19 protein-coding genes, 1 tRNA gene and 1 pseudogene are annotated in these 22,313 nt (G+C 41.0%); 10 read left to right on the top strand and 11 right to left on the bottom strand.

The window, feature by feature from the left end; all coding sequences use genetic code 11:
- The 7 genes and pseudogenes from JWQ85_RS14730 to JWQ85_RS14700 all read right to left on the bottom strand — a co-directional run.
- Positions 1 to 212: pseudogene (locus JWQ85_RS14730) on the bottom strand (X-Pro dipeptidyl-peptidase); the annotation flags it as partial.
- 86 nt (positions 213 to 298) lie between these two features.
- Positions 299 to 790, bottom strand: a complete 492-nt coding sequence (locus JWQ85_RS14725; RefSeq protein ID WP_299469260.1) for a DUF2314 domain-containing protein — start codon at positions 788 to 790, stop codon at positions 299 to 301.
- 77 nt (positions 791 to 867) lie between these two features.
- On the bottom strand, positions 868 to 2,061 hold the full coding sequence (pgk, locus tag JWQ85_RS14720) for a phosphoglycerate kinase (RefSeq protein ID WP_299469258.1): 1,194 nt from the start codon (positions 2,059 to 2,061) through the stop codon (positions 868 to 870).
- A gap of 96 nt (positions 2,062 to 2,157) precedes the next feature.
- A complete protein-coding gene (locus JWQ85_RS14715; protein ID WP_299469256.1) occupies positions 2,158 to 2,592 on the bottom strand; it encodes a GNAT family N-acetyltransferase in 435 nt (144 codons plus the stop codon).
- Complete coding sequence (gene gap, locus JWQ85_RS14710) at positions 2,592 to 3,587, bottom strand: type I glyceraldehyde-3-phosphate dehydrogenase (RefSeq protein WP_299469254.1); 996 nt, start codon at positions 3,585 to 3,587, stop codon at positions 2,592 to 2,594. Before gap ends, JWQ85_RS14715 begins: the two co-directional genes overlap by 1 nt.
- Positions 3,588 to 3,638: 51 nt before the next feature.
- A complete protein-coding gene (locus JWQ85_RS14705; RefSeq protein WP_299469252.1) occupies positions 3,639 to 4,742 on the bottom strand; it encodes an MraY family glycosyltransferase in 1,104 nt (367 codons plus the stop codon).
- A 61-nt stretch (positions 4,743 to 4,803) separates the two neighbouring features.
- Positions 4,804 to 5,565: a glycosyltransferase family 2 protein gene (locus JWQ85_RS14700; protein ID WP_299469250.1), complete on the bottom strand. Its 762-nt coding sequence runs from the start codon at positions 5,563 to 5,565 to the stop codon at positions 4,804 to 4,806.
- A 74-nt stretch (positions 5,566 to 5,639) separates the two neighbouring features.
- On the opposite strand from JWQ85_RS14700, the gene JWQ85_RS14695 reads away from it, so the two are divergent.
- Genes JWQ85_RS14695 through JWQ85_RS14680 form a run of 4 tightly spaced genes read left to right on the top strand, consistent with a single transcriptional unit; the run spans position 5,640 to position 10,213 of the window.
- The gene (locus tag JWQ85_RS14695; RefSeq protein WP_299469248.1) at positions 5,640 to 6,419 is read left to right on the top strand and encodes a polysaccharide biosynthesis/export family protein; all 780 of its coding nucleotides are present in this window, start codon (positions 5,640 to 5,642) and stop codon (positions 6,417 to 6,419) included.
- Entirely contained in the window at positions 6,419 to 8,083 is a 1,665-nt protein-coding gene (locus JWQ85_RS14690) for a Wzz/FepE/Etk N-terminal domain-containing protein (RefSeq protein ID WP_299469246.1), read from the top strand. The genes JWQ85_RS14695 and JWQ85_RS14690 overlap by 1 nt, the downstream gene beginning before the upstream one ends.
- Entirely contained in the window at positions 8,070 to 8,621 is a 552-nt protein-coding gene (locus JWQ85_RS14685; RefSeq protein ID WP_299469244.1) for a WcaF family extracellular polysaccharide biosynthesis acetyltransferase, read from the top strand. The genes JWQ85_RS14690 and JWQ85_RS14685 overlap by 14 nt, the downstream gene beginning before the upstream one ends.
- Positions 8,622 to 8,632: 11 nt before the next feature.
- Entirely contained in the window at positions 8,633 to 10,213 is a 1,581-nt protein-coding gene (locus JWQ85_RS14680) for a hypothetical protein (RefSeq protein WP_299469242.1), read from the top strand.
- Here JWQ85_RS14680 and obgE read toward each other — a convergent pair whose 3' ends face one another.
- The 4 genes from obgE to JWQ85_RS14660 all read right to left on the bottom strand — a co-directional run bounded on the left by obgE (position 10,214) and on the right by JWQ85_RS14660 (position 12,596).
- Positions 10,214 to 11,212, bottom strand: coding sequence for a GTPase ObgE (gene obgE / locus JWQ85_RS14675; protein WP_299469240.1), 999 nt, complete (start codon positions 11,210 to 11,212; stop codon positions 10,214 to 10,216).
- 99 nt (positions 11,213 to 11,311) lie between these two features.
- Entirely contained in the window at positions 11,312 to 11,899 is a 588-nt protein-coding gene (locus JWQ85_RS14670; RefSeq protein WP_299469238.1) for an adenylate kinase, read from the bottom strand.
- A gap of 57 nt (positions 11,900 to 11,956) precedes the next feature.
- Positions 11,957 to 12,030: transfer RNA gene (locus tag JWQ85_RS14665), tRNA-Arg, on the bottom strand.
- A gap of 104 nt (positions 12,031 to 12,134) precedes the next feature.
- Positions 12,135 to 12,596: a redoxin domain-containing protein gene (locus JWQ85_RS14660; RefSeq protein ID WP_299469236.1), complete on the bottom strand. Its 462-nt coding sequence runs from the start codon at positions 12,594 to 12,596 to the stop codon at positions 12,135 to 12,137.
- A 233-nt stretch (positions 12,597 to 12,829) separates the two neighbouring features.
- Between JWQ85_RS14660 and JWQ85_RS14655 the strand changes: the two genes are divergently transcribed.
- From JWQ85_RS14655 to ilvB, 6 genes are all read left to right on the top strand, one after another.
- Positions 12,830 to 15,199, top strand: a complete 2,370-nt coding sequence (locus tag JWQ85_RS14655) for an ABC transporter permease (protein ID WP_299469234.1) — start codon at positions 12,830 to 12,832, stop codon at positions 15,197 to 15,199.
- A 41-nt stretch (positions 15,200 to 15,240) separates the two neighbouring features.
- The gene (locus tag JWQ85_RS14650) at positions 15,241 to 16,227 is read left to right on the top strand and encodes an NAD(P)H-quinone oxidoreductase (protein WP_367186220.1); all 987 of its coding nucleotides are present in this window, start codon (positions 15,241 to 15,243) and stop codon (positions 16,225 to 16,227) included.
- Between the two features lie 235 nt (positions 16,228 to 16,462).
- Positions 16,463 to 17,968, top strand: coding sequence for a F0F1 ATP synthase subunit beta (gene atpD, locus JWQ85_RS14645; protein ID WP_299469232.1), 1,506 nt, complete (start codon positions 16,463 to 16,465; stop codon positions 17,966 to 17,968).
- Between the two features lie 80 nt (positions 17,969 to 18,048).
- The gene (atpC, locus tag JWQ85_RS14640; protein ID WP_299469230.1) at positions 18,049 to 18,303 is read left to right on the top strand and encodes an ATP synthase F1 subunit epsilon; all 255 of its coding nucleotides are present in this window, start codon (positions 18,049 to 18,051) and stop codon (positions 18,301 to 18,303) included.
- Between the two features lie 428 nt (positions 18,304 to 18,731).
- Entirely contained in the window at positions 18,732 to 20,444 is a 1,713-nt protein-coding gene (ilvD, locus tag JWQ85_RS14635) for a dihydroxy-acid dehydratase (protein ID WP_299469228.1), read from the top strand.
- A gap of 81 nt (positions 20,445 to 20,525) precedes the next feature.
- Entirely contained in the window at positions 20,526 to 22,280 is a 1,755-nt protein-coding gene (gene ilvB, locus JWQ85_RS14630) for a biosynthetic-type acetolactate synthase large subunit (RefSeq protein WP_299469226.1), read from the top strand.
- Positions 22,281 to 22,313: the final 33 nt, after the last annotated feature.

Genomic DNA, 22,313 nt, shown 5'->3' with positions numbered 1-22,313 from the left:
ACACTATAGCAGGTACGGTCCATCATGATGGGGTATTTTTTGGCTTGATCTTTAGGTACGTAAACCGATGTGAACAGCTTTTTGCCATCGCGCATGGGGATCTGGTATTCAAACTTGGTATAGTTCTCTTTAATGTATGCAGCATCGCCCTGGGCAAAAGAGCTGATAGCAAAAAGAATAAAGGTTAAAGTAAAAAGGAAAGTTCTTTTCATTGTATTTGGGTTGATGCTTTAAAAGTAATGAATTAAACAAAAAAGGCACTGATTTATCAGTGCCTTCAACAAAATAGTTACTAAGGTTATTTACCCTGTTTGCTGCGCAGGTATTTATCCGAGAAGTTACCCATATCTGTATTGCGCAGATAATCATACATCGCCCAATCTTCTACATCCTTTGCTTTTATCAATACCGGGTCGCCCATTTTTATATTTTTTAGGTAGATGGCCGAGTCTGCGAAGATACCTGTGAATTTCCCATTCGCATATTTATATACCACACTCCACATATGTTCGTGGTTTTTGCCTTCCGCAAAATCCGACTTAACCAAAAACCGGTAATTGCTATCTAATGCGTGCGGTTTCAGGCTATCCAAAAAGATATGCAGCTTGGCCTGCGCGGTATCTTTTAAAGCAAGAACCCGGGTATCCCCTTTTTTCAAATTAACAACAGCAACACCTTCTACTTTATCCTTTTCTGATTTATCCTTTTTTGCATTATCCTTTTTTGCATTTTGGCAGGCGCTAAATAGCACAAGTAATATGGCCGATAGCTTTAAACAATTTTTCATCATGGCAGATAGATTTTATAACCTGTTTAAATAAAAAAGGCAACCATTTGCATGATTGCCTCCGTTTAGTTTATCTCTAATTAATCTTCGTTAATAGCTTTAACACCCGGTAACTCTTTACCCTCCATATATTCAAGCAAAGCACCACCACCTGTTGATACATAGCTAACATCAGCTGTCATATCAAACTTGGCTACTGCAGCGGCCGAATCACCACCACCAATTAGTGAGAAAGCGCCATTGTCAGTTGCTTTAGCAACCGCTTCGGCTATAGCTTTGGTACCCACCAGGAATTTCTCCATCTCAAAAACACCCATCGGGCCGTTCCAAAGTATGGTTTTTGACTCTTCAACCACTTTGCTGAACAACGCAACGGTTTCCGGACCAATATCTAAACCCATCCAATTATCAGGGATCTCGCCGGTTTTGGCAATATTTGTACTGGCATCGTTAGAAAAAGCATCCGCAATAACATTATCAACCGGTAATAACAGGTTAACACCTTTTTCTTTTGCTTTTTTTACCAGGCTCAAAGCCAGGTCTAATTTATCAGCCTCTACTAATGATGTACCTATGTTGCCACCATCTGCTTTAGCAAATGTATAAGCCATACCACCGCCGATGATCAGGTTATCTACCTTATCCAGCAATTTTTCTATCAATTCTATTTTGTCAGATACTTTAGACCCACCCATAATAGCGGTGAATGGTTTTGCAGCATCGTTCAATATTTTTTCGGCATTAGCTAATTCGGCGGCCATCAGGTAACCAAATACCTTTGCATCGGGGAAAAACTGCGCTATGATTGCTGTTGAAGCATGTGCACGGTGAGCGGTACCAAAAGCATCATTCACGTATACATCGCCTAATTTTGATAGTTTTTCGGCAAACGCCTTATCACCTTTTTCTTCTTCTTTATAAAAACGAAGGTTTTCTAACAACAACACTTCGCCTTTTTCAAGCTCTTTTGATTTCTGGATAGCATCTTCGCCAATGCAATCATCAGCAAAGTCTACATGCTGGCCCAATAGGTTGGCCAGGTGCGGTACTATGTGTTTTAAACTAAATTCTTCGGTAGGGCCATTTTTAGGGCGACCTAAATGCGACATTAATATAACGGCACCGCCATCTTTTAAAATCTTTCTAATGGTAGGCAAGGCCGCGGTCATACGGTTATCATCGGTAATATTGTAGTCCTTATCCAAAGGCACATTAAAATCTACACGGATAAGCGCTCTTTTACCGTTAAAACTGATCTGATCTATTGTCTTCATATTGATGTATGTAATTTACGAACGGCGGCAAGTTGTCAAAATTTATCCTAAAAGCCAACGTAAAAATTAAAAAGGTGTTGGTTTTTACTTAAAACTTCATTGTATCTTAACATACATTACATAGTGCGGGCCTATACCAGGCACCTCAAACTCAGGGGATACCACCTCGAAACCCACACCTAAATAAAATTGAAGCGCCTTTTTACGGGCATTGCACCAAATGTAATTTACCTTTTGCCCACGCAGATAGGTAATAGCAAAATTTACCAGGCGGTTGCCTAAGCCTTTGCCCCTATATTTTTCTGTAGTGGCCATGCCACGCAGTTGGTATGCCTTACCCTTAAACTCGCCATACGTTTGCGGGTGGAAAGATGCAATGCAGGCCAGTTCATCATCCATATAAAAACCTAAATGGAAAGCACCTTCCTGGTCATCATTTAGAAAACGACATTCATCTAAGGTCAGTTTACCTTCGCGTAGTACCTCATTACGGATGGGTAGCACATCATCAGCTGTTATAAATTTTATCATTATTTAAGCAGGCTTATTTTTTCAACCAGATCTGCCAAACGGCTGGAGTAACCCATCTCATTATCGTACCAACCCACAACTTTTACCAGTCCGCCTACTATTGAGGTAAGCTGTGCATCAAATATGCAGCTATGCGTGTTGTCTAATATATCTGTTGATACAATTGGGTCTTCGGTATATTCCAGCACATTCTTCATGGGGCCATCGGCGGCGGTTTTGAAAGCCGTGTTTATTTCGGCTACTGTTGGCATTATATCCAAACTGCAGGTAAAATCTGTTAATGAGCCGTTTAGCACCGGCACACGTATGCCTGCCCCACCCAGCCTACCTTCCAGATGCGGGAATATATTGGTGATAGCCTTAGCCGCACCTGTTGTTGTTGGGATGATAGATGCCGAAGCCGCCCTTGCCCTGCGCAGGTCTTTATGTGGTGCATCGTGCAAGTTTTGGTCGCCGGTCATAGAGTGTACTGTGGTAATATAACCATCCTTTATGCCCCAGTTTTCGTCAAGTATTTTCACCATAGTGGCCACATTATTGGTGGTGCACGATGCATTGGATAATATTGGCGAACGCAGGTCTACCTCTCCGTCATTCACGGCCAGTACAACAGTGGGTATGCTTTTATCGCCCGCAGGGGCAGATATAATTACCTGTTTAGCCCCGGCTGTAAGATGTTTTGCTGCACCATCGGTGGTTATGAATTTGCCGGTTGATTCAATTACAAGGTCAATATTCAAATCCTCCCACGGTAATAATGCCGGGTTGGCTTGTTGCAGCACCTTTATTTTATTGCCGTTAACGTAAATATTACCCTCATCATGAGTTACCGTGCCTTTAAAGCCGCGGTGTACAGAATCATATTTAAAAAGATGAGCCAATGTAGCAGTATCAGCCTGATCATTTATAGCAATAACGTCTATACCTGGTTTTGCAAGAATGGTTCTTAGAAATATACGGCCTATACGGCCAAAGCCGTTTATAGCAATCCTCATTACATTTAAATTAAGGATGCAAAATTAGCAAAATTAAACAGGTGCTGTAGCTTATATAAACAGGTTACGTAATGATAGGCTTTCTCTTTCTTTTGAGCGGAGAAAAAATGTTATAGCCCAGTTAAACAGTAGTGATATTGAAAATATCAGCACAATTAAGTTGAAGTTACCCAAACCAGCAAACATTAGTACCATACCAATTAAAAGAATATTGATACCGCCTAAAATAAAAGTAGTTTGAAGGTGTGTATAGCCAAGCCTTAACACACGGTGATGTATATGGTTACGGTCGGCCATAAAGGGTGATTTGCCATTCAGTACACGCAGGATAAATACCCTTAGCGTATCAAATATCGGCCCCATTAATATGGCAAACGTTAATGCCGGCGCCGAAATAATTTCGGCCGTGCTTGCGGTGGTAAACTTATTTAATTCAATAAACCTTACGGCCATTATTGCCGATATAAGCCCTATAAGTAATGAACCCGCATCGCCCATAAATATTTTTGCCGGGGTTAGGTTATAGCGTAAAAAACCAAATACAGCCCCCACTATAGTTAATGATACTACAGCCAATTCATAATGTTTCATGTAAATGAACAGTGCAGAGAATGTACCATTCACAATAATACAGGTAGTACCTGCCAGCCCATCTATGCCATCAATTAAATTGAAGGCGTTAATAATAAGAATGATAAACAGGATAGAAAGTATAGCGCTGGTAATATATGAAATATCATAAACGCCAAATATGCCATACATACTGGTAAAACGGATATCGCCTAAAATAACAAGTATAGTTGCTACTATAAATTGTATTAAGAATTTGGTACTGGAGTTTACTCCCGAAAGGTCATCCTTTAAACCCATTATAAACAAAACTATGCTGGCGGTAAGCAGGTAGCTAACCGGTATGGTTTTATCAATAACGCTGAATAGTAAAAGGGTGATGGTAAAACTTACAAATATTGCTACCCCGCCTAAACGTGGTATACCGTGATCATGCTGTTTGCGAAAATGGCCAACGTCATCATATAAATGCCTTGTGCGGGCAACGTGTAATATTGAAGGGATAGATAGCAGTGTTATCAGAGTTGATAACGTTACCACTAACAAATAATATAAAAAATAGTACGTACTTATATCTTCAAGCATCAAAATTAAATATAATTGTCAGGGTCAGCTATATGGCGCAAATGTATCAATTTATCCAAAATTAAAAAAACTGCTTAAGCTTTCTTAAAGGCTTGAATATCAGAGTTATAAGCGGGAATGGTATTTTATTATTGTACATTGCCTTCATATCAAAAAATAAGGCTTTAATACGATTACTAACCCCGCTGTTACTAACTCCTCCTATGCTCATTTTAACCAATACCCTTTGTACGTAATAAACTGATAAATGGTTTAGGTGTATAAATCTTAACATTAATTCGTAATCTGCAGCGGTGCCAAATTCAAGGCTGTAATTACCATACTTATTAAATAACTCTCTTTTACAGTAAAATGCCGGGTGCGGTGGCATCCAGCCACGCTTAAACATCCCTCTTTTGTATTGCCCTGTGCGCCACTTACGACTAACGCTACCATCCAACTTTACATAATCCAGATCACCGTAAACTATATCTGTATTATGATTTGTAAAAGCCGCGGCTATATCACTAAGAATGTGATCATCTGCAAAAAAATCATCGGCATTAAGTATGCCAATAACATCTCCCTGCGCTAAGGCGATACCCTTATTCATGGCATCATATATCCCCTTATCGGGTTCTGAAATAAGAAATTGAATGTGTTTTTTATATTTTTCAATTATTGAAACAGTATTATCTGTTGAGCCCCCATCAATAATAATATACCCGATATCGTTATAATTTTGGCTTATAACCGATTGTATACATCGCTCAATTGTGCTTTCGGCATTGTAAGAAACAGTTATTACAGATATCTTAGGGTTAGACACGTTTGAAAAATACATTTATTATGTGCAAATTATGTAAATTTGGAGTGTCTGCCTAATTTAATTAATAACATTGAGTGGTAATTATTAATATGCGTGCTTTATATTTTATTTGTTTTGTTGGTATAATGATGTTGGGCAGTTCATGCTCCTATAAACAAAACCAAATACTTTTCGAGAAAAAGGCGCCAATAGCCGATACCCTATCACAAACTACAGCTACAATTAGCTATCATATACAACCACAGGATATTTTGCAGATCCGGAATCTTCAAAACCTGAAGTATATTGTTGATGAAGCGCCTACCTTTAATTCATCGGGTGGTAGCGGCAACTCTGCGGCCTCGCAGGGGCAAACCTTCCAGGTAGAAGAGGACGGCACTGTTGCACTACCGGCTATAGGGCACATACAGGTTTCCGGTTTAACCCGTACACAGGCTACCAAACTAATTGAAGACCTTTACCGTAAAAGCTTATTAAAAGATCCTATAATTGAGTTAAAGGTTATTAACTTAAAGGTAACTTTATTGGGCGAAGTAAAATCACCTGGTAATTTCCCTATTTTAAAAGACAATACAACTTTGGTAGAACTTATTGGGCAAGCCGGCGGGCTAACCCCGGCAGCAAACGAGAAAAATATTAAAATTATACGGGGCAAAAATAAAACTCAAAACGTAACAGAAATTGATTTGAGTAATTTAAACTCGTTATCAGACCCCAGAACTTTATTGCAAAATGGCGATATAATTTATGTTGCCCAAAACAAACGTGCTATACGTACCGATAACTTACAAAACCTTAACACCTGGGTGCAGCCTGCGCTGCTGTTGTTAAACACTGCGCTGATCATTTTTACCCTTAGCAGGCAATAATGGAAGAAAACGAAAAGATCGTAACGAAATTACCAAACCAGGAAATTGACTATTTTAAAATAGGTAAAATATTAATAAGCCGTTGGTACTGGATAGCAGGTTCGCTTTTTATATTCATGCTTTGGTCATATGTTTATTTGTGGTACACACCTAAAACATTTGCAACATCCGGCACGATGAAGCTGGAAGAAAAAAAGTCAGAAATATCAGATCTGGTAAATGTAATGAGCACTTCTGACAGGGGGCCTTCAAAAATACAAAGCGAAACATCGGTAATACAAAGCCCCACGGTTATTTTAAGTGCCATTAAAGACATTGATTACGACATTAGCTATTATATAGAAGGCCGTGTACGCACAAGTGAGATATACCCCCTAAAGCCGCTTGATATACAAACCATACAGTTTGATAGTTTAAATTTTTACCGCGATATAATAACTTTTAAAGCCCTTAATAAAAATAGCTTTAACCTTTCCTATAAAGTAGGCGCTAAAGAGGTTTCCAAATCCCATAAGTACAATACCCCAATTACCATCGGGCCTACTACATTTAGCATAAAACCTCCTGATTATATAGGTAACAGTACCTTGTATCTTTTTAAATTTAATATTCCCGAAGATTTTATTGGCCGGGTAAGAGGCGGTTTACGCACCAGTGAAATGGTAAAAAACTCCAATATACTTTTATTGCAACAAACCGATGCAAACCCACAGTTTGCTGCCGATGTATTAAACGCGATAATGAGGGAGTATTTAATATACGACCGAAACCGCAAAACACAATCGGCTACGCAAATGATCAATTTTATTGATGATCAGTTAAAGTATCTGTCGGGCGCGGTAAAGGGTTCAGAAAAATCTATTCTGGAGTTCAAGCAGAAAAATAAATTAATGGAGGTTAGCTCTTCTGCCGAAACAGCTTTATCCAAGGCAAAGGATATAGAATCGCAGCAAGCTATATTAAAGCTACAGCTAATAGCTATTGAGCAGTTAAGGGATCAGATAGATAAAGAAAAAAACAACGTAAATCTTAATTTTAACGCCGGTAGCGGTATTGACCCTGCACTAACTACGCTAATAGAAAGGCTTGATAATTTACTTAACCAGCGCTATGAGTTATTAAAAACGTATAACTACAATTCGCAACCAATACAAGATATTAACCGGTCTATCTTACAGTTAAAAGGCAATGCCTTAAACAGTATTAATACTACTTACACAACCGTAAAACGAAACCTTGATTATTTAACATCGCAACTAGCGGTGGTTAATAAACAAATATCTATTTTCCCGGTTGCCGAGCGTGATCTTATCGCCCTAAACCGCCCTTATGAGGTAAATGAAAAAGTTTTATCGTTTTTATCTGAGAAAAAACTCTCGGCCCAAATAAGCCGTGCGGGCATACTGCCTGGTGCAACAATTATCGAGAAAGCCCAGGCTAACTTTTCTCCCATATCACCAGATGAGCATGGCATTCGCCGCTCGGCAATGATGTTTGGTTTAGCTACAGGCCTTGGACTGATTATTTTAATAAGGTTACTAAACCCATACATATATGATAAGGAGACTATTTTCAATATCATAGTATATATGATCATTGCAATAAGTTTATATTATTACACCCGTTACCAGGATAAAGCCATTTCCGTAAATGCAAAAAACTGATCTTTCTATATATAACAATCATCCTTATTACCCTGGTGCCGGCGCTATAAAACGTGCATTGTGGTATTATGTTAATACTATATTTTTCAGATCGGGCCTATTACCGGTGAGTGCGTTCAAAGTGTTTTTATTGCGTTTATTTGGGGCGCAAATTGGTAAAGGCGTGGTTATAAAACCGGGCGTAAATATCAAATACGCGTGGCACTTAAAAATTGGCAACCATACATGGATCGGTGAACGGGTTTGGATAGATAACCTTTTATTGGTTACTATAGGCAGCAACGTATGCATATCGCAGGGCGCTATATTACAAACCGGCAGCCATAACTATAAAAAAACATCGTTTGATCTGATAACAGGAAGCATTGTGTTGGAAGATGGTGTATGGATGGGCTGTGGCGCTATCATTAACCAGGGAATTACTATGGGCTCACACGCGCTGTTAACCAGTGGCTCGGTAGCTAATAAAACTATGGAACCTTATTCCATTTACCAGGGAAACCCCGCGGTTAGGGTTAGGCCCCGTACCATTGAATAACAATATCTACTATGCCCAATAACACTAAGCTAGTACATAAAATTATCCTGTTCGCTGTGTTTGCCATAGTCGCTATTTTAGGCCTATTGGTAATTATAACGCCATCTGCTATCTTCCCAGATGCAAGCTGGGGTTTCCATGTTTTACGGTCAATGCAAATGGGTGGCGGGTTCAATATCCTCACCAAACCCGATCAGCAAAATATAGCGCTAAATAGCACTGAGTTTATATCGTGGTGGTCGCCGGGCCAATATTTGGTTCCTTATCTTTTCAAGATATTGTTTGGGTTAAATACGGGGCAGGCTGCTGCTGTTACTACTGCCCTTTGCCAGTTGGTGGGTCTCACAGGCTTTTACCTGTTCTTTAAAAAAGCTGGCTTTTCACCCGTTATCAGCGCTTTAAGTTTGCTTGTTATTATCTGCCAGCAGGCATTTTTCACTCCTTACATTTTCTATATAGGCGGCGAAACTTTACTTTTCGCTTTTGCAGGCTGGTTCCTGTACGGCTGCTTTGTGTTAGATAAGCCTGATTGGAAGCTTGTTTTGTTTGTATTACTTTCTGGTTGGATAGGCTTTATTTGCAAATCGTCATTTATATGGATCTATTTTGCAGGCCTTTTATTTATGTGGCTGCAAATCTCTAAAGGGTTAAGGGGGATAAAAAGCTGGATACTAAAAGGTTTTTGGGTGGGGGTACCTGCGGTTTTATCCGTGGCTGTAATTATTTTAGTATACCTGTCTAAAGGGGTTAACCCATCTTCCGGCTCAAACGGTATCGACATTAGCTTAAAAACCCTTGCATTCCCTATAGCTTCACCAATACTTTCGGGCTTTTCTATAGATGACCTGGTGAACGGCTTCATTTTCCATAACGATACACCTATTTTATCGCCCGCATGGGCCATGGTAATTATTTCGTTATTAGCCATTTTAAGTGCTGTACTTGTTTACGTGATCTGCGTCTACGTACCAAACAAAAGTTACAGATCGATCCTGATAATAGTTTATGGGGTATCCCTTATATTTTTTGGTTCGGCATTTATGCGCAGGTTGGATATATCTTACGAGGCCAGACACTTCAGGATAGTTGGCTTACTGATAATACCGGGAACATTATATTTGTTTAGTCGCTACAAAGTAATATACCAGGTGGCATTGGGACTGGCTATTCTATTTATCGCGTTTTTTACAGTAGAATTTTATCTAAAAGGATATAACGGCTTAAGAAATTATACCGCCTATGGCACATCGGGCATTGGCCAGCAGTTTATAGATCAGCAAAGTCTTAATTATATTAAATTGCTTGATGATAAGCATAAGGACGCGATCTTTGTTTTCTTTAGTCCTGATCTTGGGCTGGAGATACAGCATAACCGGGTTATTACCCTGCCCGAGCTGAATAAGGATATCAGCATAAACGTTGACGAATACCTGCACAAAGGCCATGCAGGGACCTTATACATATTAATGCCAAGCTATTACATAGGTATAAGGGCAAATGTTATTCTCAAATCTTTCCCGGGGTATAAGGGGTTTTCGCTTAAAGAGCTAAGCGATAGTTATGTGCTGTACTTTGCTACAGAAGCCCGCTAATTATTTGTTTATCTCTTTCCAGAGCAGGTCTTTAAGCTCAACAATATTTTTCTGAGCTACTGACGATATAAACACGTACGGTATATCTGCCGGTACTTCCTTCTCCATCTCTTCCTGCAATTCCTCGTCCAGCATATCCGATTTGGTTATAGCCAATACCCGCGGCTTATGCATCAGTTCGGGATTATATTCGTTCAGTTCTTTTAAAAGGATACTGTATTCTTCTTTAATAGTACGATTGGTATCAGTAGGCACCATGAATAACAATACTGAGTTACGCTCTATATGGCGCAGAAAACGGATCCCTAATCCCTTACCTTGCGACGCACCTTCTATAATACCCGGAATATCGGCCATAACAAACGATTTGTTGTCACGATAGGCCACAATACCCAAATTGGGCACAAGCGTTGTAAAGGCATAATCGGCTATCTCCGGCTTAGCGGCAGATACCACAGAAAGCAAGGTTGATTTACCCGCGTTAGGGAAACCTACCAAACCTACATCGGCCAGTAATTTAAGCTCAAGTATGTTCCAGGCCTCTTCACCGTCTTCGCCGGGCTGCGAGTAACGTGGGGTTTGCTGGGTAGCGGTTTTAAAGTGCCAGTTACCCTGGCCGCCCCTGCCACCTTTTGATAATATTTTGGTTTCGCCGTCGGCGCTTATCTCGAAAAGTATTTCGCCGGTTTCGGCGTTTTTGGCTATTGTACCCAGTGGTACTTCCAGTATCTCGTCGCGGCCGGTTTTGCCCGAACGTAACGAGCTGCCACCAGAATCACCGTCGCCGGCAATAACGTGCTTGCGAAATTTAAGGTGTAGCAATGTCCATAACTGGGCATTACCTTTTACAATAACGTGCCCTCCGCGGCCGCCATCACCACCGTCGGGGCCGCCTTTTGAGGTTAAAATATCACGGTGCAGGTGCGATGAACCCGGACCACCATGTCCCGAACGGCAGCATATCTTTACGTAATCAACAAAATTTGAGCCTTGAGACATAGTTTTATATTTTGAGTCGGAAAGTTATTAGACGGAAAGTCCGAAAGACCGTAAACAATATTGCTTACTGACTTCCGGACTTTCCCGACTTTCGGACTATTATTTTACATTTACAAGCCACGAAGCAATAACGTCGCAGATGCTTTCGAAGATATCTTCTACAGCGCCTATACCGTTAATACTTGTAAACTTATTTTGATTTTTATAAAAACCTGCAACCGGTGCGGTTTTATCATTATACTCTTTAATACGCTTACGGATAACTTCCGGGTTGGCATCATCTGGCCTTCCAGAGCTTTTACCGCGAAGTAATAAGCGTTGTTCTAATTCGACATCAGTAACCTCCAGCGCTATCATGCCGGATATTTCTGAGTCTTTTGATTCAAGTAATTCGTCCAGAGCTTCGGCTTGTGCAACCGTGCGTGGGAAACCATCAAAAATAAAACCTTTTGCATCTTTATTAGCATCAAGTTTATTGCTGATCATACCAATCACTACGCTATCCGGTACCAAAATACCCTCATCCATCAGTTTCTTTGCTTCGATACCCAACTCGGTACCTTGTGAAATTTCGCCACGTAGCAAATCGCCTGTTGAAAGGTGTATTAAGCCAAATTTATCGATAAGTTTTTGTGATTGAGTACCCTTCCCTGCTCCGGGCGGACCAAACAGTACTAAGTTAAGCATCCCTTTGTGATTAAAGTTAAAAGCCTTTCTGTAAAAACGGAAAGGCTTAAATTAATGTGCACTTGAAGGGAGTCGAACCCCTAACCTCCTGATCCGTAGTCAGGTGCTCTATCCAATTGAGCTACAAGTGCGCTTTCAGTATTTGAAAATTCTTACATCACTAACAGATATAAGACCTTTTTTAAAGGACTGCAAAAATAGGATTTTCTGCATCCATTGCAAACTTTTTGTTAAATTACTTTACTTTTTCGGCAATAATCTCAAAATTTGGTAAATCTCCGGCGTTTTCTAACACCTCGGCGTATATCACATTCTGATCCTCATCTATCACAAAAGCAGCACGTTGGCTCACTCCTTTCATGCCAAAAGCAAACTCTTCGTACAAGGCGCCGTAAGTTGCAGATACTTCCTTATTAAAATCTGATAATAACGGAAACTGGTAACTATTCTCTTCTTTAAACTTAGCCAGCGTAAAAGGAGAGTCGACAGATATGCCTAAAATTTGCGCGTTTAGGCCGTCATAATAACCAAAGCTATCGCGCATGGTGCAAAGCTGTGTGGTGCAAACACCGGTAAATGCCAACGGGAAAAAATGGAGAACAACTTTCTTTCCTTTAAAATCGGATAATGAAACTTCTTTAAGCTCTGATGAGGTTAATTTGAACTGTGGTGCCGCCTGGCCTACTGCTATTGACATGCTTTTTGTGTTTTTTGTGCCGCAAATAAAATAATAAATAAGCATGCGTTTATCATAGCCGTGTTATTTATAGGATTTCAATAAAAAAAATTGAGTATCGTCCTTCCGCTTACTTTAGTTGCGGGGAAAATACCTGATAATTAATACTAAGACTGCATGATAATTAATTTGCATAACTAAATATTTAGTTATAGGTTTACTTTGCTTAACAACCTGCAATTAAATCTATAACCATGCTAAAAAACTTCCTTAAAACAGCCTTCCGGAGCCTTTTAAAAAACAAGGGTTTTACTTTTATAAATGTTTTGGGGCTTGCCCTGGGTTTGACAACCTGCCTGCTTATTGTGTTTTATGTGGTTGATGAGCTTAGTTACGATAGGTTTAATACCAAATTCGATAGAATTTACAGGGTAAATACTAATCTTAAATATGGCGGTACTACAACCTCATTTGCAATAGCCGCCCCACCCGTTGCAAATGCGCTGGCAAAAGAATTTCCCGAAGTCGAGAGCTCGGCGAGATTATCCGCAGCTATAAATATCCGCTTTAAAAAAAACGATGAGATCATAGAGGAGAAGACGGTTTTTTATTGTGACCCAACCATCTTTAACATTTTCAGCCTTCCATTGATGGAGGGCGACCTTAAAACCGCACTTGCAGAACCAAACTCAATTGTTATCAGCAAAAGCGCTGCATTAAAATATTTTAATACTACTAATGCGGTTGGTAAAACCATTTCTATGGTTACTGACAGCACTGCCTATAAAGTAACGGGCGTTATGGAAGATATGCCCAGGCAATCGCACTTTAAGGCTGATTTTTTCCTGGCACTTGCGCCGAATCATGATAACAGCTGGGCACACTTTAGCTTTAACACTTATATTTTGCTTAAACCGGGAAGTGACCATAAACTACTGGAAGGGAAATTTGATGCCCTGGCACGAAGAAACATGAATACCGAAGCTTTTAATTATGATAAGTTTGTGGCAAAAGGCAATTATATTAAGCTTAATTTAACTCCACTAAAAGACATCCATTTGCAATCGAACAAGCAGCGGGAGCTTGGGGTTAATGGCGATATACAATACATCTATATATTTTCGGCTGTAGCTGTTTTCATATTGATACTGGCCTGCATTAATTTCATGAACCTTTCAACAGCCCGCTCCGCCAATCGTGCACGTGAAGTAGGCGTGCGCAAGGTTTTAGGATCGCCCCGCAAATATTTGATTGCCCAATTCCTTTCCGAATCTGTTTTGGTAACCATTATTGCAACAGTAATAGCAGTGTTAGCAGCATGGGCTTTACTGCCATTGTTCAATCAAATGTCTGGTAAAAATTTAGTTATAACCACGCAAACTTTTATGTGGCTACTGCCATCGTTATTAATTATAATTGCAGTGGTAGGCATACTGGCAGGTGGTTACCCGGCATTCTTCCTATCCGCCTTTCAGCCTATCGATGTTTTAAAGGGCAAGTTATCGGCAGGTTTTAAGGGCAGTACCTTAAGGAGTTTTTTGGTTGTCTTCCAGTTCTCCATATCTATTTTTTTGATCATAGGTACATTGGTTGTTTATAATCAGCTTGCCTATATAAAAAATAAAGATCTGGGTTTTAACCGTAACCAGGTACTCATTGTAAAAAATGCGGGTGCATTGGCTAATCCTCAAACCCTAAAACAGGAAGTTAAGCAATTGCCGGAAGTAATTGATGCCACATTAAGCAGCTTTTTGCCAACAGGCACCCTCAGGTGGACAAATACGCTGTCCGCGATATCAGGAAAATCAGTCCAGACAGAGTTTTGGAGAGTGGATAAAGATTATTTAAATACAATGGGAATGAAGCTGGTACAAGGCAGAAATTTTTCTGATCAGTTTTTAACAGATTCATCTGCCCTGATCATCAACGAAACAGCGGTAAAAATGCTCGGATATAACGGCGACCCTTCGGAGAAGATCATAAATATAAACAGAGAATACCACATAATCGGAGTAGTAAAAGACTTTAATTTTAACTCGTTAAAAGATAACGTTACCCCGCTTGTAATGACAATGACGAGCGATGATATGGCATCATTAAGCATCAAAATAAGCACTGGTAATTTATCTGCACTAATGAATAAGCTGGAAAATAAGTGGAAGGCTCTGGCCCCAAATCAGCAATTTGAGTATTCGTTTATGGACGAAGATTTTAATACCATGTACAACAATGAGCAACGTATGGGCAAGCTGTTTATAACCTTTACCACTTTAGCTATCATAATTGCCTGCTTAGGTTTATTTAGCCTGGCCGCCTACGCTGCCGAACAACGCAACAAGGAAATTGGCATCCGCAAGGTTTTAGGTGCGAGTGTATCAGCCATAGTAGGTATGCTGTCAAAAGATTTTATTAAACTGGTACTCATATCATTTATCATAGCAGCACCGCTTGCCTGGCTGGCAATGCACAAATGGCTGGAAGGGTTTGCCTACCGGCAGAACATGCAATGGTGGGTTGTGGCTATTGCCGGTATAGGGGCGGTTGTTATTGCCTTTGCAACCATCAGCACCCAATCTTTTAAAGCGGCGGTTGCTAACCCGGCAGATAGTTTGAAGAGCGAGTAAGCATACTCAAAACATATCCAGCATAAAAGCTATTATTGTTGATGATGAAAGCTATTACAATAACCCAGCCCGGCGGCCCCGAAGTTTTGCAGTTGACCGAAAAGCCTGAACCGGCTTACACCGACAACGAAGTACTGGTAAAAGTAATGGCAGCCGGTATAAACCGCCCGGATGTAGCGCAACGCAAAGGCAATTACCCACCACCTGCAGGTGCACCGAAAGATATCCCGGGATTAGAGATAGCAGGAGTTATCACAGCTGTGGGCGCCAATGTTAAACGATGGAAACCTGGCGATAAAGTATGCGCCCTTGTAATTGGTGGCGGTTACGCCGAATACTGCAACGTCCCCGAAGGGCAATGCTTACCCGTACCGGATAACCTATCCTTTGCGGAAGCGGCCTCCCTACCCGAAACCTTCTTTACCGTTTGGAGCAATGTGTTTGACCGTGCGTACCTGCAACCCGGCGAAAGCCTGCTGGTGCATGGGGGATCGAGCGGAATTGGTGTTGCGGCCATACAAATGGCAACAGCGCTGGGCAGTATCGTTTATGTTACCGCAGGCAGCCCCGAAAAGTGCAAATTCTGTGAAGATCTGGGTGCCGTAAAAGCTATCAATTACAATAAAGAAAACTTTAGCGAAGCGATAAATAGCCTCACTAATGGTAAAGGTGTTGATGTTATATTGGACATGATAGGTGGCGGTTACACCCCTTTAAATGTAAAAAGCCTTGCCAACGAAGGGAGGTTAGTACTCATCAATAGCATGAAAGGCAAAACCGCTGAAGTTGATCTATCCGAAGTGATGCGCAAACGCATCAGCATAACCGGCTCCATGTTACGGTCGCGGGATGTGGAATTTAAAAGCGCTATAGCCCAAAACCTGGAAAAACACATATGGCCTTTACTGGCATCGGGGAAAATAAAACCTGTTATCTACAAAACTTTCCCTGCTGCCGCGGCTTCAAAAGCTCACGTACTGATGGAAAGCAGCGCGCATATGGGTAAGATAGTGCTGAGTTTTGAATAAAAATAGGGCTTGAAAGTGGAAATTTGCAGCCCAAATTTTAAAAAAAACTACATTTTTAAATATAAAAAACAGGCAAATTTTAAACCGTTACCAGTAAACTAATTTTCCGCCTAAAAAATCTCGTTCTGCTATTTTAATATTTGGCAATAAACCTTAACTTTGCGCCTCTGAAATAGTAGCGTGTAACATAAACGATACCTGTTTCATTTTAAATTCTTTAAATACCAGGTTATATATGCCAAACATTGGAAAAATATCACGGATCATCGGTCCGGTAGTTGACGTAAGTTTCGCTGATGATGCACATCTTCCTAAAATTTATGATGCGCTTGAGATCACAAAAGACAACGGACAAAAAATTATTTTAGAAGTTCAGCAACATTTAGGTGAAGACCGTGTGCGTGCAATCGCCATGGACTCAACCGATGGGTTACTGCGCGGCATGAAGGTTTTAGATACCGCAGCTGCTATTAAAATGCCGGTTGGTGAAGGTATCAAAGGCCGTGTATTTAACGTAGTTGGTGATGCAATTGATGGTATTCCTAATTTGGATAAAACTAATGGCCGCCCTATCCACGCAACGCCTCCACGTTTCGAAGATCTATCTACCGAAACTGAAGCCTTGTTTACAGGTATCAAAGTAATTGACCTTTTAGAGCCTTATGTAAAAGGTGGTAAAATTGGTTTGTTTGGTGGTGCCGGTGTTGGTAAAACAGTATTAATTCAAGAACTGATCAATAACATAGCGAAAGCTTATGCAGGTTTATCTGTATTTGCAGGTGTAGGTGAGCGTACCCGTGAAGGTAACGATTTACTTCGCGAGATGCTTGAATCGGGCATTATAAAATATGGTGATGCATTTATGCATTCTATGGAAGCAGGCGGATGGGATTTGACCAAGATCGATCCTGAAGCTTTAAAAGAATCAAAAGCAACATTCGTTTTCGGACAAATGAACGAGCCTCCGGGTGCACGTGCACGTGTGGCACTTTCTGGTTTAACCCTTGCAGAATATTTCCGCGATGGTGATGCAGAAGGTAAAGGCCGTGATATATTATTCTTTATTGATAACATCTTCCGCTTTACACAAGCAGGTTCTGAGGTATCGGCACTATTAGGCCGTATGCCATCTGCGGTAGGTTACCAGCCAACACTGGCAACTGAAATGGGTACCATGCAAGAGCGTATCACTTCAACAAAACGTGGTTCAATTACATCTGTACAGGCCGTTTACGTACCTGCGGATGATTTAACTGACCCTGCACCGGCAACAACATTTGCCCACTTAGATGCTACAACAGTACTTTCACGTAAAATTGCCGAGCTTGGTATATATCCAGCGGTAGATCCATTGGATTCTACTTCACGTATCCTTAGCGCGGCTATCTTAGGCGATGAGCACTACAACACCGCTCAACGTGTTAAAGAAACTTTACAACGTTACAAAGAGTTACAGGATATCATCGCCATTTTAGGTATGGATGAGCTTTCTGAGGAAGATAAATTAATTGTATCACGCGCACGTCGTGTTCAGCGTTTCCTTTCACAGCCGTTCTTTGTTGCTGAGCAGTTCACCGGTTTAAAAGGTGTATTGGTTGACATTAAAGATACCATTAAAGGTTTTAACATGATCATGGATGGTGAAGTTGATGAATACCCAGAAGCAGCGTTTAACCTTGTTGGTAGCATTGAAGATGCTATTGAAAAAGGTAAAAAATTATTAGCAGAAGCTAATAACTAATAGAATCAAGACATAAGAGACAAGAATCAAGACAAGAGAAATCTTACATCTTGATTCTTAACTCTTGAATCTAACAAAGCATGACATTAGAAATTCTTACTCCTGATAAAAAAGTTTACGAAGGCGAGGCCACCTCGGTTACCTTACCCGGTACATTAGGATTTTTAGAGATCTTGAATAACCACGCCCCTATCATTTCTACTTTAAATGACGGCAAGCTTACCATACGTGGTGCTGCCGGTGCTAAAGAAGAAATATTTTTTATACAGGGTGGTGTAGTGGAAGCCTTAAACAATAAGGTTACTGTATTAGCCGAAGGTATTATTCACAAATAGAACTTTTTATACTGATAGTAGAGAGTCCGGTCAGTATTGGCCGGACTTTTTTTTGTTCTTTGAAATTTATTAGTAGTTATCGGAGGGGTAGCAAACGTGGCCTTTTGACATTAGCTTTTTAAGCAAATTTTTTTGTTCGCACTCCCATTTCACGCCGAATTTCGGCAACTTACTATGCATGCATAAAAAACATACCGAATACCGTTTTAAACTTTGGTATAAACTACTAAAAATATAATTCTATATTTATATAATTATAACATATATAATATTGAATAATTAACTATATACGAAATTATATACTTTTTAAAAATAAAATTTTAAACTATTGCTATTCTATATAGCTATCTCTAACTTACAAATACACAAAATAACATAAACAGTAAAGGCAATTTTTAGCTGTTACTACAAAACGTAAAATATAAAAAATGAGTTCATCATCAGATACTTTAAACGCTGTAGAGATAAATAAATACAGCAAGAATTTAACGCAAGACCCAACTCAACCAGCGGCGCAAGCCATGCTTTATGGAATTGGCCTTACTGATGATGACATGAAAAAAGCACAGGTTGGTGTAGCCAGCATGGGTTACGATGGTAACACCTGTAATATGCACCTGAACGATCTGGCTAAACTTGTTAAACAAGGGGTATGGGATGAAGACCTGGTGGGCCTTATATTCAACACCATTGGCGTAAGCGATGGTATGAGCATGGGTACCGAAGGGATGCGTTACTCTTTGGTAAGCCGCGACGTAATTGCCGATTCTATCGAAGCCGTTTGCGGCGCTCAATATTATGATGGTTTAATTACCCTGCCGGGATGCGATAAGAATATGCCGGGTTCTGTAATTGCTATGGGTAGGTTAAACCGCCCGTCTATAATGGTATATGGCGGTACTATAAAACCAGGCCATTATAAAGGCGAAGACCTAAACATTGTATCTGCTTTTGAGGCTTTAGGTCAAAAAATAGCAGGCAACATCACTCCAGAAGATTTTATGGGCGTTGTAAAAAATGCCTGTCCAAGCGCGGGTGCTTGCGGCGGTATCTATACTGCTAATACTATGGCTTCGGCAATTGAGGCCTTGGGCATGAGTTTGCCTTACTCTTCATCAAACCCTGCACTAAGCGACGAGAAAAAAGCCGAGTGCCTGGCAGCCGGTAAGGCAATAAGAGTATTGTTAGAGAAAGATATTAAACCATCAGACATCATGACCCGCGCGGCATTTGAAAATGCTATCGTAACCATTATGGTATTAGGTGGATCTACCAATGCGGTACTACACCTTATAGCAATGGCTAAAAGTGTGGATGTTAAGGTAACGCAGGATGATTTCCAGTCGGTAAGTAACCGTATACCTGTATTGGCTGATATGAAGCCGAGCGGTAAATATATGATGGAAGACCTGCACAAAATTGGCGGTGTACCTGCTGTAATGAAATACTTGCTAAAATTAGGCTGGATCGATGGCAGTTGCTTAACTGTAACCGGTAAAACCATCGCCGAAAACTTAGCAGACGTTCCTGAAATTGAATTTGAGAACCAAAAAATAATTTTCCCGGCCGAAAACCCTATTAAGGCAACCGGTCACTTACAAATATTATACGGCAACCTTGCCGAAGGCGGCAGTGTTGCCAAGATAAGTGGTAAAGAAGGCGAGCGTTTTGAAGGCCCCGCCCGCGTATTTGATGGCGAGTTTGAATTGATCCACGGTATTACCAGCGGCCATGTGCGCGCCGGCGATGTAGTGGTTATCCGCAACATTGGCCCTAAAGGCGCGCCGGGTATGCCCGAGATGCTAAAGCCAACAGGCGCCATTTTTGGTGCGGGCTTAGGCGCTTCGGTAGCTTTGATTACCGATGGCCGTTTTAGCGGTGGTACACACGGTTTTGTGGTTGGCCACATTACACCGGAGGCTTACGACGGTGGACTTATAGCTTTTGTAAACGATAACGATATCATCGAAATAAGTGCTACTACTAATACAATGGTATTAAAAGTATCTGAAGAAGAAATTGCAAGGCGCAAAGCAAATTGGGTACAGCCTAAGCTTAAAGCTACAAAAGGCCTGCTATATAAATACGCGAAAACGGTAAGCACAGCTGCCGAAGGCTGCGTAACGGATGAAATGCCTTAACAGGATTAAAGACAAAAGACTAATAGATAAAAGACTAACAAATCGGTGTATCATAAAGCATCGGTGTAATCAAGGTTAATAATGGAAACACAAACAATCACACAGGAAGTAAGTGAAAAAGCAGCAGAGCCTGCAAAAACACCAACAACAGAGGTTTCAGGGTCGGTAGCTTTATTGGAAGCATTGATCGTGGAAGGTGTGGATACCATTTTTGGTTACCCAGGTGGCGCTATTATGCCTATTTACGATGCTTTGTATGATTATAACGATAAGCTGAACCACATCCTTGTCCGCCACGAGCAGGGCGGTATTCATGCAGGTCAGGGTTATGCGCGTACATCGGGCAAAGTAGGTGTTGTGTTTGCTACAAGCGGCCCCGGCGCTACAAATTTAGTTACCGGTTTAGCCGATGCACAGATAGACAGTACGCCTTTGGTTTGTATCACCGGGCAGGTTTTCGCGCACCTTTTAGGAACCGATGCCTTCCAGGAAACAGACGTAATAAACATCACTACCCCGGTTACCAAATGGAACTACCAGGTAACTGATGCTACCGAGATCCCCGAAGTTCTTGCCAAAGCATTTTATATTGCCAAAAGCGGCAGGCCAGGGCCGGTATTGATCGATATCACCAAGAATGCGCAGATCCAGAAATTTGATTACGCTGGATATACCAAATGCGACCATATCCGCAGCTACAGGCCAAAACCTATAGTTCGCCCGCAATATATACAGGAAGCTGCCGAATTAATTAATTCAGCAAAAAAACCGTTCATTTTATGGGGACAGGGCGTAATATTAGGCAGTGCCGAGCAGGAGTTTAAAGCTTTTGTTGAAAAAAGCGGTATCCCGGCAGCATGGACTGTTTTAGGTGCGGGCGCTATCCCAACAGATCACCCGCTTAACGTAGGTATGCTGGGTATGCACGGCAACTATGGGCCAAACGTATTAACTAACGAGTGCGATGTGCTTATTGCCATCGGCATGCGTTTTGACGACCGCGTAACCGGCCGCCTTGATAAGTATGCGAAACAGGCAAAGGTTGTCCATTTGGATATTGACCCTGCCGAAATAGATAAAAACGTGAAATCAACCGTACCTGTTTGGGGCGATTGTAAGGAAACCCTGCCGATGCTGAGCGCATTAGTAGATAAAAAAGAACACACCGAATGGCACGCTAAATTCAAAGAATATACCCGCCAGGAAGTTGAACAGGTTATTGAAAAAGAATTGAACCCTACTACTGTCGAAATGACCATGGGTGAGGTAATAAAACAACTAAACGAAATTACCAAAGGCGAAGCTGTTATTGTGACCGACGTAGGCCAGCACCAGATGGTAGCTTGCCGTTACTCTCAATTTAACAATACCCGCAGCAACGTAACCAGCGGTGGTTTAGGTACTATGGGCTTTGCCTTGCCAGCAGCTATCGGAGCTAAATTTGGCGCGCAAAACCGTACTGTAGTTGCCATTATTGGCGATGGCGGTTTTCAGATGACCTGCCAGGAATTGGGTACTATTATGCAAAGCGGTATCGACGTAAAGATCATCATCCTTAATAACCGCTTCCTGGGCATGGTTCGCCAATGGCAGGAACTGTTTAACGCTCGCCGTTACTCGTTCGTAGATATTGAAAGCCCCGATTTTGTGGCGTTGGCCGCGGCCTACCGTATCCCGGGCAAAGTAATTGACAACCGTAAAGATCTGCCATCGGCATTAAATGAAATGCTGAACAATAAAGGATCATTCCTTTTAGAAGTAATGGTTACCAAAGAGAATAATGTATTCCCGATGGTACCGCAAGGTTGCAGTGTAAGCGAGATCAGGTTAAAATAGGCCTCACCTAAATCCTCTCCAAAGGAGAGGACT

Source organism: Mucilaginibacter sp., from assembly GCF_028288105.1.
Classification (GTDB): Bacteria; Bacteroidota; Bacteroidia; order Sphingobacteriales; family Sphingobacteriaceae; genus Mucilaginibacter.
This window is presented reverse-complemented; position numbering and strand designations above follow the sequence as displayed.